This is a genomic window from Elusimicrobiota bacterium, assembly GCA_016182905.1.
GTDB lineage: Bacteria > Elusimicrobiota > Elusimicrobia > UBA1565 > UBA9628 > GWA2-66-18.
Genome location: JACPFR010000008.1, coordinates 60,055 through 74,156 on the forward strand (window position 1 = coordinate 60,055; position 14,102 = coordinate 74,156).

Annotated in this window: 16 protein-coding genes; 3 read left to right on the forward strand and 13 right to left on the reverse strand. The window is 69.9% G+C overall.

Going from position 1 to position 14,102, the window contains the following annotated elements; translation table 11 throughout:
* Positions 1–4 precede the first annotated feature (4 nt).
* Both HYV14_02965 and HYV14_02970 read right to left on the reverse strand, forming a co-directional pair.
* Positions 5–1,984 (reverse strand): ferrous iron transporter B, encoded by a 1,980-nt coding sequence (locus HYV14_02965; GenBank protein MBI2384955.1) that lies wholly within the window; start codon positions 1,982–1,984, stop codon positions 5–7.
* Complete coding sequence (locus HYV14_02970) at positions 1,981–2,208, reverse strand: ferrous iron transport protein A (protein ID MBI2384956.1); 228 nt, start codon at positions 2,206–2,208, stop codon at positions 1,981–1,983. The genes HYV14_02965 and HYV14_02970 overlap by 4 nt, the downstream gene beginning before the upstream one ends.
* A gap of 106 nt (positions 2,209–2,314) precedes the next feature.
* On the opposite strand from HYV14_02970, the gene HYV14_02975 reads away from it, so the two are divergent.
* Together HYV14_02975 and HYV14_02980 are read left to right on the forward strand one after the other, a co-directional pair.
* Positions 2,315–3,379, forward strand: a complete 1,065-nt coding sequence (locus HYV14_02975; protein ID MBI2384957.1) for a tetratricopeptide repeat protein — start codon at positions 2,315–2,317, stop codon at positions 3,377–3,379.
* 71 nt (positions 3,380–3,450) lie between these two features.
* Positions 3,451–3,633 carry a hypothetical protein gene (locus HYV14_02980; protein MBI2384958.1) on the forward strand — a complete coding sequence of 61 codons (183 nt, stop codon included), beginning with the start codon at positions 3,451–3,453 and terminating at the stop codon, positions 3,631–3,633.
* A gap of 3 nt (positions 3,634–3,636) precedes the next feature.
* Here the strand turns inward: HYV14_02980 and lptB are convergent, their stop codons facing one another.
* From lptB to HYV14_03035, 11 genes are read right to left on the reverse strand one after another with little or no spacing between them, the layout of a single operon-like run.
* Complete coding sequence (gene lptB / locus HYV14_02985) at positions 3,637–4,356, reverse strand: LPS export ABC transporter ATP-binding protein (protein ID MBI2384959.1); 720 nt, start codon at positions 4,354–4,356, stop codon at positions 3,637–3,639.
* Positions 4,353–5,060, reverse strand: a complete 708-nt coding sequence (locus HYV14_02990; protein MBI2384960.1) for a hypothetical protein — start codon at positions 5,058–5,060, stop codon at positions 4,353–4,355. The genes lptB and HYV14_02990 overlap by 4 nt, the downstream gene beginning before the upstream one ends.
* Positions 5,057–5,563 (reverse strand): LPS export ABC transporter periplasmic protein LptC, encoded by a 507-nt coding sequence (lptC, locus tag HYV14_02995; GenBank protein ID MBI2384961.1) that lies wholly within the window; start codon positions 5,561–5,563, stop codon positions 5,057–5,059. Before lptC ends, HYV14_02990 begins: the two co-directional genes overlap by 4 nt.
* A gap of 1 nt (position 5,564) precedes the next feature.
* Complete coding sequence (locus HYV14_03000; GenBank protein ID MBI2384962.1) at positions 5,565–5,885, reverse strand: hypothetical protein; 321 nt, start codon at positions 5,883–5,885, stop codon at positions 5,565–5,567.
* On the reverse strand, positions 5,882–6,706 hold the full coding sequence (kdsA, locus tag HYV14_03005; GenBank protein MBI2384963.1) for a 3-deoxy-8-phosphooctulonate synthase: 825 nt from the start codon (positions 6,704–6,706) through the stop codon (positions 5,882–5,884). Before kdsA ends, HYV14_03000 begins: the two co-directional genes overlap by 4 nt.
* Positions 6,699–8,315: a CTP synthase gene (locus HYV14_03010; GenBank protein MBI2384964.1), complete on the reverse strand. Its 1,617-nt coding sequence runs from the start codon at positions 8,313–8,315 to the stop codon at positions 6,699–6,701. Before HYV14_03010 ends, kdsA begins: the two co-directional genes overlap by 8 nt.
* Positions 8,312–9,010, reverse strand: a complete 699-nt coding sequence (locus HYV14_03015; GenBank protein MBI2384965.1) for a 3-deoxy-manno-octulosonate cytidylyltransferase — start codon at positions 9,008–9,010, stop codon at positions 8,312–8,314. The genes HYV14_03010 and HYV14_03015 overlap by 4 nt, the downstream gene beginning before the upstream one ends.
* A 49-nt stretch (positions 9,011–9,059) precedes the next feature.
* Positions 9,060–10,058, reverse strand: a complete 999-nt coding sequence (gene rfaE1, locus HYV14_03020) for a D-glycero-beta-D-manno-heptose-7-phosphate kinase (GenBank protein MBI2384966.1) — start codon at positions 10,056–10,058, stop codon at positions 9,060–9,062.
* Positions 10,059–10,072: 14 nt separating this feature from the next.
* The gene (locus tag HYV14_03025; protein MBI2384967.1) at positions 10,073–11,083 is read right to left on the reverse strand and encodes a DUF3108 domain-containing protein; all 1,011 of its coding nucleotides are present in this window, start codon (positions 11,081–11,083) and stop codon (positions 10,073–10,075) included.
* On the reverse strand, positions 11,080–12,177 hold the full coding sequence (gene lpxK / locus HYV14_03030) for a tetraacyldisaccharide 4'-kinase (protein ID MBI2384968.1): 1,098 nt from the start codon (positions 12,175–12,177) through the stop codon (positions 11,080–11,082). Before lpxK ends, HYV14_03025 begins: the two co-directional genes overlap by 4 nt.
* Complete coding sequence (locus HYV14_03035; GenBank protein ID MBI2384969.1) at positions 12,174–13,175, reverse strand: glycosyltransferase family 9 protein; 1,002 nt, start codon at positions 13,173–13,175, stop codon at positions 12,174–12,176. The genes lpxK and HYV14_03035 overlap by 4 nt, the downstream gene beginning before the upstream one ends.
* 61 nt (positions 13,176–13,236) lie before the next feature.
* Here HYV14_03035 and HYV14_03040 point away from each other — a divergent pair, with 61 nt between their 5' ends.
* The gene (locus tag HYV14_03040; protein ID MBI2384970.1) at positions 13,237–13,965 is read left to right on the forward strand and encodes a hypothetical protein; all 729 of its coding nucleotides are present in this window, start codon (positions 13,237–13,239) and stop codon (positions 13,963–13,965) included.
* The last annotated feature ends 137 nt before the right edge of the window (positions 13,966–14,102 follow it).

Consider the following 14,102-nt stretch of genomic DNA (forward strand, 5'->3'; position numbering starts at 1 on the left):
CCCGTCAGACGAGGAAGGCGAGAGCGAGGCGGTAGCCGGCGAAGGAGAGCAGGTAGGCCAGGCCGAAGAGGAAGGAGAACTGCAGGGCGGGGATCTTCCAGCTGCCCGTCTCGCGGCGCACGGTGACGATGGTGGACATGCACTGCAGCGCGATCGCGAAGAAGATCAGGAGGCTGACGGCGGTCGGCAGGCCGTAGCGGAGGGTCCCGTCCGCGTTCTTCGCGGAGCGCAAAGCGGAGATCAGGCCCTCCGAGGGATCGGACTCGCCGCCGAGCGCGTAGATCGTTCCGAGCGTGCCGACGAACACCTCGCGCGCGGCCAGCGCCGACAGCGAGGCGATGGACACGCGCCAGTCCCAGCCGAGCGGCCGGAACACGGGCTCGATCAGGCGCCCCGAGCGGCCGAGGACGCTGCCCTCGATGGTCGCCGCCGAGATGCGGTCCTTCACGGCCTTCTCGAGGGCGGGGTCCGCCGGGGAGGCCGCGCGGACGGCGGCGAGCTCGGCCTCGAGCGGCGCGATGACCGCCGCGTCGCGGGGGAAGGCCGCCAGCGCCCACAGGACGAGGCTCAAGGTGAAGATGACCTGGCCGGCGCGGGAAAGGAAGTGCCAGCAGCGCGCCCAGACGTAGCGGAACATCTCGCGGGCGCTCGGCATGCGGTAGGGAGGGAGGACCGTCGCGGGAGCGGGGTGGAGCTCGTGCAGGGAGGAGAACTTGAGGGCGAGCGCCAGGAGCAGCGCGAGCACGACGCCGAAGGCGTACATGCCCGCCATCACGACGCCCTGGCCGTTGAGGCCCATGGGCCGGAAGGTCTCGGGCACGAAGGCGGTGATCAGCAAGGTGTAGACCGGGATGCGGGCCGAGCACGTCATCAGCGGCGTCAGCAGGATGGTCACGATGCGGCGCTTCTCGCTGTGTATCGTGCGCGCCGCCATCACGCCCGGGATCGCGCAGGCGAAGCCGGACAGGAAGGGGATGAAGACGCGGCCGTCGAGCCCGAACGGGCGCAGCGCGCGGTCCACCATAGCGCCGGCACGCGGGAGGTAGCCGCTCTGCTCGAGGAAGCCGATCATCGTGAACAGGATCGCGATCTGCGGGACGAAGACGACGACGGCCGAGATGCCGGGGATCGCGCCGTCGCAGAGCAGGCTGGCCACGGCGCCCTCCGGCAGGCGGGCGCGCAGCATGTCGGACAGGGAGCCGAGCACCCCCGACAGGAGGTCCATGATCGGCGCGGCCCCGACGAACAGCGCCTGGAACACGGCGAACATCGTCGCCGTCAGGATCACGGGGCCGGCGACGGGGTGGAGGAGCGCCCGGTCGATGCGGATCGCGCGCGCCGTGACGGGGAGGATCGAGCGGTGCGGCCAAGTCACCGAGGCCGCCGCCGCGGTCCGGGCCCGCTCGAGGGCCTCGTCCTGGAGCTCGTGCAGGCGCTTCTTCGTCGCGCGGCGGAAGTCGAGCGCCTCGGAGAGGTCCGCGCGGAGCGGAGGCGGGGTCAGCAGGCCGTCGAGCCTGTCGACGCCCTCCCCGGTGCGCGCGGAGACGAGGGCGACGGGCATGCCGAGGCGGCCCGAGAGCTCGGCGGCGTCGAGCTTGATGCCGTTGAGGCGGGCCTCGTCGATCATGTTGACGGCGAGGGCCACCGGGAAGCCGGCGGCCTTGAGGCCGGCGGGGAGGACGAGGTCGTTGTCGAGGTTGCTCGCCTCGGCCACGCACAGGACGAGGAGGTCGTCGTTCGCGTCGGCGCACTCGGACAGGAAGCGGAAGGAGACCTGCTCGTCCTCGGTCTGCGGCACCATGCTGAAGGTGCCCGGGAGATCCACGACCTCGACCTCGCCGCCCGAGGCGCGCATGGTGCCGCTGGCCTTCTCCACGGTGCAGCCCGCGAAGTTCGCGGCGCGGTGGCGCAGGCCCGTCAGGGCGTTGAACAAGGTGGTCTTGCCGGTGTTCGGGCGGCCGGCGAGCGCGACGACCCTCTTCACAGGGCCTCCACGCGGATGTGGGGCAGGAGGCGGGCTTCGATCGCCAGCAGCTGGGAGCCGACGAGGCACTCGACGGGGTCCTGGAGGGGGGTCTTCAGTATCTTGACCACGGAGACCCCCGGCCGCAGGCCCAGGCCGGAGAGACGGTCCTTGTCGAAGACCGAGAGCGCGGCGTAGCCCAGCACCCGCACCGGCACGTCGAACGGCAGGGCCTCCAGAGTCATGGCCACAGTATACTCTTATTGAGATATTATTTCAATAAGAGAGGCCATGCGCGCCGCCGAAGGGAAGAGCCGCCCGTGATCGGACGCGGATTGCTATAATCCGCCCGTGACCGATCCCTTCTCCCGCCTCGAATCCGCCCGCGAGCTGTGCGCCGTCGGCCGTCCCGACCGGGCCCTCGGCCTGCTCAAGGCCTCCGTCCCCGCGCCGCTCGAGGCCGAGCGCCGGCTGATCCTGGGAGAGGCCCTGCGGGGCCGGGGCTACTTCGGACGCGCGAGCGGCGAATACCGCGCCGCCCTCGAGCGAGTGGACCCGGCGGACCGCGACCTCGCCTTCGACGCCTGGCTCGGCCTCGCGCGCTGCGCGCGCAGCCTGGGCGCCGTGGCCGAGGCCCGGCGGGCCCTCGGACGCGCCCGCCGCGTCCCCGGCGCCGACCGGGAGACCTTGGCGCTCGAGGACGCTCTCGTGCTGCGCGCGGAGAGCCGCCACCGCCCCGCGCTCAAGGCGCTCTTGCCGATGCTGGCCAACGCGCGCGTCCGCCGCGACTGGTCCGCCGCCGGCTTCCTTTTATGGGCGATCGCTGGCTCGCGCCGCTTCTCCGGCGACCTCGCCGGCTCCCACCGCGATTTCAAGGGATCCCTCGCCGCATTCCGGCGCGGCAACGACGCGGAGGGCGAGGCCTACGCCCTGTTCGGCCTGGGCGGCATAGCCCGCGTCCGCGGCCTGTTCCCCGAGGCCCGCCGCGCGTACGTCGAGGCGGGCAAGCGCCTCAAGTCCGGCCCCGATCTCTTCGGCCGCGCCTACGCCCACTGCGGCCTCGCCAACTGCCTCCGCCAGATGGGCCTGCTCGACGAGGCGGAGAAGAACTACCGCGCGTCCTATAAGCTGTACGCCGGCCTCGACGACCGCGTCGACCTCGCCTTCGTGGACTGGGGCCTGGGGCAGATCTTCCAGCGCCGCGGCCGCCTGCCCCAGGCGGAGCGCCGTTACCGCGCGGCCCTCGGCGCTTTCGCCGGCGGCGGCGAGGACCGCGGCCTCGTCCTCGCCCGCAAGTCGCTGGCCGAGGTCCTCCACGCCCGCGGCCGCACCGCCGAGGCCGAGAAGCTCTTCGACTCCGCCGTCTCCCTCGCCCGCCGCGCCGGCCTGACCGCGCATCTGGAATCGTATACCTGACGCCCTCGCGCGGCCGGTCTTGATGAACGATCCGTAACAAGATTGAAACGCGGGAGTCGTAGATTGTCCCCATGGGACAACAGATATGGGCGGTGCTGGAAGAGTACGCCGGATACTGGGTGACGGTGGACAAGAACGGGCGCGTGATCGATCATGCGGAGACCTTGCCGGAGCTGACCAAGCGGGCGGGGGGCGACACGCACCGCCTGACCTTCGTGTTCGCCGCGGGGCAGCGCGAGCCCGCGGAAGTCTAGCGGCTAGATCTTGAAGTCCTTGCCCAGGTAGAGCTCGCGGGCCTGGGCGTCGTCGATCAGGTTCTTGGCCGTGCCCTCGACGATGATGCGCCCGTCGAAGATCAGGTAGGCCCGGTCGATGATGGGCAGGGTCTCGCGGACGTTGTGGTCCGTGATCAGCACGCCGATGCCCTGGGCGACGAGCTTGCGGATGATGGCCTTGAGCTCCCCGACCGTGATCGGGTCGATGCCGACGAAGGGCTCGTCGAGCAGGATGAGCTTCGGGCTGCCGATCATGCAGCGCGCGACCTCGAGGCGGCGCTTCTCTCCGCCGGACAGGGTCCAGGCCTTCTGCCGCCGCATGTCCCACAGGCCGAACTCCTCGAGGAGGCCCTTCACGCGGCGCATCTGCTCGAGCTTGCCCGCCGTCGAGCGCTCGATGACGGCGCGCAGGTTCTCCTCGACCGTCAGGCCCTTGAACACCGTCGGCTCCTGCGCGAGGTAGCCGAGGCCCCGGCGGGCGCGCTCGTACATCGGCAGGGAGGTCACGTCGTCTCCGTCGAGGAGGATCTTGCCCTCCTCGGGCGTCACGAAGCCCGCGAGGCTGTAGAAGGACGTCGTCTTGCCGGCGCCGTTGGGGCCCAGCAGGCCGACGATCTCGCCGGACGACACGTCGAGCGAGACGCCTTTGACGACCATGCGCTCGCCGTAGGTCTTGCGGATGTCTTTGGCTTCGAGCTTCATCGGGCGAGCTCCTTGAACTTGTCCCGGTCCTTGAATATCATCCAGCCGGTCACGCGGCCGTGGGCCTCGATGCGGCGCGGCGACTCGGTCGCGACGACCTGGTCGGCCTTGAGCGCGGTGGTCCACTCGCCCTCGACCTTGCGCAGGACGGGACGGCCTCCGTTGAGGGTCAGGCGGCCCTTGTCCTTCTCGTACACGGCCTCGTCGGCGGCGAGCTCGAGGCGCGGGCCCCAGACCTTGGCCCCGCCGGACATCGTCACGCGCTTCTCGCCGTTCCAGGCGACGCGGCCGCTCTCGCCGTGGTCGGGCTCCAGGCCCGGCGCGGCGCGCGTGAAGCGGACGCGCTCGCCAGGGACGGGATCGAGGTAGCCGCGCTTGGTCTCCTCGCTGTGGCCGGCCCGGTCGCCGCGGGCCTCGAGCACGGAGCCGTCCTTGGTCTCGCGCCGGACCGAGACCGCGCCGCGGGCCTGCCAGGAGCGGTCCGCGTGCTTGAAGAGGGCCCAGTCGCTCGTCAGGCGCGTGCCGGCGGACTGATAGCGCACGTCCCCGATGAACTCCTCTTCCTTGCTCTCGCCGCGGCGGATCACCCACTCCTTGCTGCGAACGACGCTGCCCGCGACGGAGGCGGGGGGCGGGGAGGGAAGAGGGGCCTCGGCGGCGGCCGGTCCCGCGAGGAGGGCCGCGAGCAGGCGGAGGGCGCTCATCGGGGCTTCCCGCTCAAGGTCGAGCTCTGGTTGAAGACGCGTATCTCGGAGAGGTCGGGCTTGGCCTCGAGGCCGCGTCCGCGCAGCACGCCCTCCGGACGCTTGACCAGGATGTCGGCGGTGGTCGTGAACCGGCCCCGCGTCGAGTCGTAGAACAGCTCGGTGGTGGTCAGGCGCGAGCGGTCGTCGAAGGAGTCGAGCACGACGGAGGAGGAGAGCCGCACGCCGTGGGAATCGGTATCGACCTCCCCGGAGAGGGCGGTGACGCGGGAGACGGCCTTGCCCTTCTTGTAGAACTCCATCACGGGCTCGGTCAAGGTCGCGAGCTTCGCGTCCTCGCGCAGGATCGCGCGCGAGGACTTGAGCGTCCACGAGGGCTCGCCCTTGTCCGATTGGCTGAGGGTCAAGCCCTCCATCACCTGCCGCCGCTCCTCGCGCTCCGCCTCTCCGGTCCTTCCGCAGGCCGAACAGGCGAGCAGGAGCGCCGCGAGAGCGTGCCGCATCTCACTTCTTGGTCGTCGCGGCCGGCGCGTCGTCCGGGGGAGCCTTCAGCTGCTCCTCGTGCAGATGCACCTTGCCGCCCGGGTTGAGCCACGGCGTCATCTCCATCGGGATGCGGCGCAGTTGGTAGGGCTTGGGCAGCCGGCTCAGCGCGTGGGAGATCCCGAAGTAGGCGACGATCAGCACGCCGTAGATCAGGCCGAGCGTGCGCGCGTGCCACTGGGCGTCGGGGAACCACGGCGGCGAGATCAGCGCCTCCTGGGCGGCCGCTTTCTTGGACTTCTTGGATTGCTGGGGCTGGTTCGGCTGGTTGGGCAGGCTCATCGGAGCTCCTTGGACAGGGCGTCGAAGCGGCGGACTTCGCGCAGGAACGCGGGGACGTCGGCGAGCGCCAGGGCGTTGGGCCCGTCCGACAGCGCCTTGTCGGGGTTCGGATGGGTCTCGAAGAAGACGCCGGCGACGCCGACCGCGACCGCGGCCCGCGCGATCGGACGCACGAACTGGCGCTGGCCGCCGGTGGTCGCGCCGTTGCCGCCGGGCAGCTGCACGCAGTGCGTCGCGTCATGGATCACGGGAAAACCGAATCCCCGCATGATGGCATACGAGCGCATGTCGACGATCAGGTTGCCGTAGCCGAAGGACGCGCCGCGCTCGGTGAGAAGGATGTTCTTGTTGCCGGTCGACAGGAGCTTCTCGACCGCGTGCCTCATGTCCCAGGGCGACAGGAACTGGCCCTTTTTCACGTTGACGGCCTTGCCCGTCCGGCCGCAGGCGAGCAGCAGATCCGTCTGACGGCTGAGGAACGCCGGGACCTGGAGCATGTCCACGTAGCGCGCGGCGATCGCCGCGTGCTGGGGCTCATGGACGTCGGTCACGCACGGCACGCCCAGCTCGGCGGCCACCTTGGCCAAGGTCCTCAGGCCCTCCTCCATGCCCGGGCCGCGGAAGGACTTGAGCGAGGTGCGGTTGGCCTTGTCGTAGGACGCCTTGAGCACGAAGCCCTGCCGGCCGGCCGCCTTCTTCAGGGCGCGGCCGACGGAGCGCAGCAGGGACTCGGACTCGATGACGCAGGGGCCGCCGATGAAGGCGACCGGAAGGTCGTTGCCGAAGCGGACCTGACCTACCTTGACGATGTTCTCACGCATGGATGGGATTCCTTCCGTGGGTCTCGGCGCGCTCGACGCAGGCCGCGACGAAGTCCCGGAAGAGAGGATGAGGCGCCTCGGGGCGGCTCTTGAACTCGGGATGGAACTGGCAGGCCACGAAGAACGGGTGGTCCTTCAGCTCGACGATCTCGACGAGGTTCTTGGGCGCGTGGAGCCCGGCGATCGTCAGGCCCGCGTCCTCCAGGAGCTTGCGGAACTTGTTGTTGACCTCGAAGCGGTGCCGGTGCCGCTCGGAGATGTTGAGCGCGCCGTACGCCTTGTGCGAGAGCGACCCCTTCTTCAAGGTGCACTCGTACGTGCCCAGCCTCATCGTGGCACCCTTGTCCTTCACCGTCTTCTGCTCGGGCAGGAGGTCGATGACGGGGTAGCGGGACTTCTGGTCGAACTCGGTGGAGTGGGCGCCGTTGAGCTTCAGGACGTTGCGGGCGAACTCGATGACGGCGATCTGGAGCCCGAGGCACAACCCGAAGTAGGGGATCTTCTTCTCGCGCGCGAGCTGGGCCACCCTGATCTTGCCCTCGATGCCGCGGTCGCCGAAGCCGCCGGGCACGAGGATGCCGTGCACGCCCTCGAGCTGCTCGTGGATCTTGGGGTCCGTCGTGTCGAGGAAGCGGATCTTGACCTTGGCCTCGTTGGCGATGCCGCCGTGGACGAGGGCCTCGTTGACGGACTTGTAGGCGTCCTTGTAGTCGGTGTACTTGCCGGCGAGCGCCACGACGATCTCACGCTTCGGGGCCTTCAGGCGGCGGACCACCTCGTTCCAGCTGTCGAGGTCCTTGGACTGCGTGCGCAGGCGCAGCAGCATCATGATCTGGTCGTCGAGGCCCTGCTTGTGGAACACCATCGGGACCTCGTAGATGCTGTCCACGTCCGGCGCCTCGATGACGGACTCCTTGGGCACCGAGCAGAACATGGAGAGCTTCGCCTTCATGTTCGCGTCGACCGGCTTCTCGGAGCGGCAGACGAGGACGTCGGGGGCGATGCCGATCTCGCGCAGCTTCTGCACGGAGTGCTGGGTCGGCTTGGTCTTGAGCTCCTCGGACGCCTTGATGAACGGGATCAAGGTCACGTGCACGTAGAGCGAGTTCTCGCGGCCCGCCTCGAGGCCCATCTGGCGCGCGGCCTCCATGAACGGAAGGCTCTCGATGTCTCCGACGGTGCCGCCGATCTCGATGATCGCGATGTCGGCGCCCTTCGCGGCCGCGCGGAAGCGGTTCTTGATCTCGTCGGTGATGTGGGGGATGACCTGCACGGTCGTGCCGAGGAAGTCGCCGCGGCGCTCGCGCGCGATCACGGTCTCGTAGACCTTGCCCGCCGTGAAGTTGTTGAAGTGGTGCATCTCCTTGTTCAGGAAGCGCTCGTAGTGGCCGAGGTCGAGGTCGGTCTCGGCGCCGTCCTCGGTGACGAACACCTCTCCGTGCTGGAAAGGGTTCATCGTGCCGGGGTCGACGTTGATGTACGGGTCGCACTTCAGCATCGTCACCTGCAGGCCGCGGGACTGGAGGAGCTTGCCCAGCGAGGAGGCGGTGATGCCTTTGCCCAGAGAGCTCACGACTCCGCCCGTCACGAAGATGTACTTGGTGGTCATTTTAGTCCTCGGCGCAACATGGTCTCGGCGCGTCTCAGATCGGAGGGGACGTCCACGGCGACCGGGCGCTCATGCACGATCGCGCCGTCGATGATCATCCCGCCTTCCAGGGCCCGCAGCTGCTCGAGCCTCTCGCTCTTCTCGAGGGGGGAGGGCGGCATGGACACGAAGCGCTTCAGCGCCGCGCGGCGGTAGGCATAGAGCCCGAGATGCTCCCAGGCGCTCACGGGAGCGCGGCTGAAATAGAGGCAGCGGCCGTTCTCGGCCAGAACGGCCTTGACGACGTTCTTATCGCCGCGCCGCGCCGCGTCGTCTATCTTGATGACCGAGGTGGCGATGTCCGCGCCTCGGGCGAGGGCCTTGACGGTGGCTCGCAAAGTCGCCGGCCGGAGGAGCGGCATGTCGCCCTGATAGTTCAAAACGATCGGCTCACGGCGGCCCTTCGCGGCGGCCCAGACCCGGTCCGAGCCCGACGGCAGCGAAGGGCGCGTCATCACGAAGTCCCCGCCGAAGCGCTTGACCTCGTCGGCGACCTCGCGGCTGTCCACGGCGACGAGGACCGGCCCGAGCCTCGCGGCCTTCGCCGCCCTCCAGCACCACTCGATCATCGTACGGCCCGCGAGCCTCGCCAGCACCTTGCGGGGGAAGCGCGTCGAGCCGAGGCGCGCGGGGATCACGGTCAGGCAGGTGGTCATGGTCGCCTCCCACGGCGATCGACGCGACCATTTCCTCGCATAGGCTCGGTCATCGGACCGCTCTCGCGAGCTCCTTGGCGTCGGTCGTCGCGGTGCCGAGCTTGGCGACGACGATGCCGGCGGCGTGGTTGGCGAGCGCCGCCGCGCGGCGCAGCGGCGCCCCGGCGGCCAGCGCCAAGGTCAAGGTCGAGATCACGGTGTCGCCCGCGCCGGACACGTCGAAGACCTCGCGCGCCTGGGTCGGGATGTGCGTGACCCGGGGCTTGCGGCCCTCCTCGAAGAGGCTCATCCCGTCGGGCCCCCGGGTGATCAGGACCGAGCGGCTCTTGAGCACCTTCAGGATGTCGGCGCCGAGGGCGTCGAGCGCGTCCGAGCCGGGCTTCGCGTCCCGCCGCATGCAGGCCCAGGCCTCGGAGGTGTTCGGCGTCACGCAGGTGACGCCCTTGTACAGGCGGAAATGCTCCGGCTTGGGGTCGACGGTGATCGGGATGCCGCGGCGGCGCGCGGCCGTGATCGCGCGCGCGAGCACGCGGGGGTTGATGACGCCCTTGCCGTAGTCCGAGAGGATGACCGCGTCGGCCTCCGGGAGCTCGGCGTCGAGGCGGGCGAGCAGGCGCGACTCGGTCGCGTGCGACAGCGGGCCGGACGTCTCCCGGTCGAAGCGCACGACCTGCTGGCGCTCGGCGATGACGCGGCACTTCTGCGTGGTCTGGCGCTCGGCGTCGACGCACACGCCCTCGACGTTCACGCTCCGGCCGCGGAAATGCTCGACGAGGCGGGCGCCCGCGTCGTCCTCCCCGACCACGCCCAGGACCGAGACGTTCGCGCCGAGCGACGCGAGGTTATTGACGACGTTCCCGGCTCCGCCGGGGATCGTCGACTCGCCGGTGACGCGCACGACGGGGGCGGGGGCTTCGGGAGAGATGCGGCCGACCGCGCCGCGCACGTACTGGTCCAGCATGAGGTCGCCGACGACGAGGACTCGGCGCCCCGAGAAGCGGGCGATGGTCCGTAGAAGCTCTTTGCGCTCGGGGAGCCTGGGGGGCATCGTACGGGTGTCGATCATAACATTTCTCGAAGCGCCGCCGTGACGTTGCCGAAGAAGACCTCGGCCTTCATCATCAGCATGCGCTTCTGGGGGTCGTCGGAGAACCACAGGCGCAGGCGCTTGCCCTTCTGCACGAAGATGCCCTCCCGGATCATCATCGGCTCGACGATGACGGAGGGGTACCGGCCCGCGGGGACCTTGAGGCGCTCCCGCTTCATGACCTTGATGGCCAGAGGCCAGTTGTCGGGCGTGTTCACGTGCACCTTGAGCTCGGTCCCGTCGGGCAGGGGCTGGGCCCGCACGAAGTAGATGCTCGAGAGGATGTCCTGGACCTGCGCCGGGATCGTGCCGGTGCGGACGCTGAAGCTCCCGTCCTTGTTCACGCGCCGGTTGACGAAGGTCCCGGCGTCGCGATCGTACAGCACCCATTCGTCCCGGAAGAACTTGCCCTCGCGGACCTTCTTCGAGTAGCCCAGCGAGGTCAAGGTCCGGGCGTCGAGCCAGGACTCGTTGAGGTCGCGGACGACGTAGAAGGTGTCGCAGAAGGAGTTGGAGCGCGCCTCGCTGACGAGGTGGTAGGCGGGGCGGCCGTTGAACATCACGATCTTGTCCACGCCGAGCGTGGCCTCGCCCACCGACAGCAGGCCCCAGGACATGTCGAAGATGAGCTTCTCGGGGAACACGGGCAGCGGCTTGTACTCGGGCGAGTAGGCGACCCTCGGGCCGATCAGCTGGGAGGGGGACACGATCGCCGTGGTGATGGCCACGCGCCCCCAGAGCCTCGGTTTGACCGGCGCGGGAGAGGGAAGGGCTTTCGTGGAGATCGAGGGGAGCGCCGCGACGGACGCGGGCGCGGGCTCGGGGGCGGGCGCCTCGAGCGTCACGCTGACCGGGACCGTGCTCTGATCGACGAGGATCGGAGCGGCCTCCGTCGGAGCCGAGGACATCGGGAGAGGGTCGGTGGGGCGGCGGTGGACCCCGCAGGCCGCCGTCGCCGCGCACAGCGCCAGCGCGAGAGCCCTCATTTCCGCCTGCCGCCCGCCAGGGACTCGAGCATGTCGAGCCAGGCGTTGCGTCCCTTCAGGAGGTCGAGCTTGATGCCGAGCACGAACACCTCGCCGGAGAGGCGCTCGCGCCAGTCCTCGGTCAGGCGGACGAAGTCCTTGTGCGTCGTGACGACCGGCAGGTCTCCGCGGAGGTCCTCGATGGACTTCAGCTCGCGGCCGACGTAGGGATGGTGGTCGGGGAAGCGCCAGGACTGCGCGACCTTGATGCCGAGCGACTCCAGCTGGGTCTCGAACGAGAGGGGGTCGCCGATGCCGGAGAGCGCGACGACGGACTTGCCCTTGAGGAAGGCGAGGGGGTGGCGGACCTCGGTCTTCACGTCGAGCAGATGATCGGCCTTGTGCGCCGACTCGACGATGGTCACGCCCGGGTGGAGCGCGTCGATGTCCGCGCGCAGGCGCGTGAGCTCGGCGGCGGTGACGCGGTCGGCGTGCGTGATGACGACCATCCCCGCGCGCCGGAGCGCCGACAACGGCTCCCGCAAGTCCCCGAGCGGCAGCAGGCGGCGTCCGCCGAACGGGTCGCGCGCGTTGACGAGGACGACGTCGAGGTCGCGGTGCAGGCGCAGATGCTGGAAGCCGTCGTCGAGGATGACGACCCGGCTGCCGTACATCTCGACGGCGAGCTCGCCGGCCTTGGTCCGGTCGGGGCAGACGAGCACGGGGATGCCCTGGCCCTGGAGGGACTGATGGATCATCCAGGGCTCGTCGCCGCACTCGCGCCAGTCCGTGTGGCGCCCGTCGAGCAGGACCGAGACCTCCCGCGGAGAGGCCCGGCGGCCGTAGCCGCGGGAGATGACGGAGACGTCGTGGCCGCGCTTGCGCAAGGTCTCGGCGGCGAGCAGCACGGCGGGGGTCTTGCCGGTGCCGCCGACGGTCAGGTTCCCGATGCAGACGACCTTCGCCTTGATGCGCTTGCGCTTGAGCACGCCCGCGGCGTACAGGCCGCGGCGCGCCATGACGCCGGCGCCGTACGCCAAGGACGCCGCGCCGAGCAGGGCGCGCCCGCCCAGAGAGGCCTTCAGCCGCTCGCGGCGCTTGGCCCAGGTCGTCACGCGCGGGCCTCCGTCCGCTCCAGCAGCCGCTCGACGGCGGGAAGGACGCGCTCGGCGGGGAGCTGGCGCATGCACTCGATGTTGTACGGGCAGTCGTTGGAGCGGCAGCCGATGCAGGGCAGCTCGTCGAGGCGCACGAAGCGGTGGTCGGGATGGACCGGCGTCCAGGACGCCGGGTCCGACGAGCCGTGGATCGTCACGGTGGGCACGCCGAGCGCGAGGGCGACGTGCTTCGGCCCGGCGCAGTTGCCCACCACGACGCGGCAGGAGGCGAGCTCGCGGGCGAGGCCGGCGATGGAGCGGGTCTCCTCGATCGCGAAGGCCCCGGGGCCGATGCCGCGCACCACCTCGTCGGCCAGGTCCTTCTCGCCCGGGCCCCAGAACACCTTGATCCGGCAGCCGTGCTTGTCGCGCAACAGGCGGCCGAGCCGCGCGTAGGACGGCGCGGGCCAGCGCCGGGTCTCCTTGCGCGAGGGCGGCACGAGGCCGACGACGTTCTCGACCTTCAGGGGGCGCTGGGCGAGCATCAGCCGGGGCAGCTCGGGGGCGTCCTCGGGCGCGACGCCGAGGGGCGCCAGCCAGCGCACCTTCTCGAGGGCGGCGTAGCAGGCCTGCGGGGATTGAGTCAGCTTCACGTTGTACGCCCAGCGGCGCGCGACGTGCGCGGGGCCGGCCTTCACCTTCGCGCCCGACAGCGCCGTCAGCAGGGCGGTGCGCGGGTTGGCGAGGAAGTCGATGACCCAGTCGTAGCGGCGGGCGCGGATCTTGAGCGCCCAGTCCAGCGCGCTCCAGGGCCCGGCGGCGTCGTAGACGAGGACCTCGTCGACGGCGGGGTGGCCGGCCACGGCCTCGGCGCCGGGGGCCTCGACCAGGAAATCGAGTCTCGCCTCGGGGTATTTCTTCTTCAGGGCCTCGAGAGCCGGCGTCGTCAGGATCACGTCGCCGAGGCGGCGCAATTGGACGACGAGGATCGACCGCGGCGAGACCGGAGGAATCACTGCTTAAATTCTACGAAATTTAGCCGTTGACAGCGTCTATATCGCGGGTCATACTGCGGGTATGCCCTCCCTCAAAACCCCTCGCGCGGCGCTCGCCGCCGCGCTCCTGGCCCTGACGACGTCCGCGCAAGCCGCGAGCCCCGGCGGCGTGGATCCCGAGACGCGCGGCAAGCTGGTCGCCGCGATGAAAGGAAGCTACTCCCTGCCCGTGGAGCCGGGAGAATCCGAGAAGGCCGGGGAGTGGGCCTTCCGCGCGGCGCGCGAAGGGATCTATGAGGTCGACGCGAACCCGGACAAGGACGGCTTCGCCAACGCGGATTTCGCCGTCGACGGGGACGGGAAGCTCGTCTTGAGCTACGCGTCGCTCTTCTCGTCCGGCGATTACGACCAGCTCCTCTCCGGAGCCGGGGTCACCGAGAGCAAGGACGGCCGCGGACGAGTCTTGATGTTCCGCAGCGGCGCCCCGATCCCGGCCTTCGACGCGTTCTGCCTGGTCGCCAAGGAGCGGTTCCTCCGGAAATACGCGAAGACCGCCCAGGAGCGGGACGAGCTGGAACGGCTGCTCGCCTCGCGCGGATGGATCCCCATCGGAGCGAGGAGCATCCTCCGCGGCCCCGGACCCATCGCGTTGAAGGTCCTGCAGACGGAGCCCTTCCTGCTCGGAGAGATCCTGGTGGGCGCCTCCGGCGGGCAGATCGTCCCCAACACGTTCGCGGACGTCCTTCTCGCCCTGCAGCCGCAGACCCAGCTCGTCCCGTCCGTCGGGGTGGGGCGCCGCCGCGGGAACTAGATAAGATGGACGAGCCGTACACCTGATCCCGTCGTTGTAGAATGCGCGGGTTGCTTCGGAAGAAGCCTATCCGCATACAACACGGAGGTGTACGGCTCTATGAGTCATTCTACCACAGTAGTCGGTTTGGACGTCCA